The 262-nt window shown below is 44.7% G+C and carries 1 pseudogene; it reads right to left on the bottom strand.

The features are described from left to right. A pseudogene (locus AB4486_RS23420) lies at positions 1–262 on the bottom strand (sensor histidine kinase); the annotation flags it as partial.

Below are 262 nucleotides of genomic sequence, written 5' to 3'. Positions count from 1 at the left end.
GGTTCACTTGAGCGTGCAGTAGTTTGATTTCCGCTTGTGTCAGTAGCGTCTGTTGTTGCTGATAGTTGCTGAACAGGATCTGACTCGACAATAGTTGAGCAATACCTTCAGCCATCGACATGTTGATGGTTGAAAATAGCTTTAGCTTAGGCTCATACAGTTTGATGGTACCGACGACTTCGTTACCGGCACGCAGTGGGATAATAAGCGCAGAACCTAACTTACAATCTTGCGAAAGAGAACATTGGTATGGGTTCTCTTT

Source organism: Vibrio sp. 10N.222.55.C6 (genome assembly GCF_041473395.1).
Taxonomy (GTDB): Bacteria; Pseudomonadota; Gammaproteobacteria; order Enterobacterales; family Vibrionaceae; genus Vibrio; species Vibrio crassostreae_C.
Note: the sequence above shows the minus strand (reverse complement) of the source record. Positions and strands in the feature narration are given on the sequence as shown.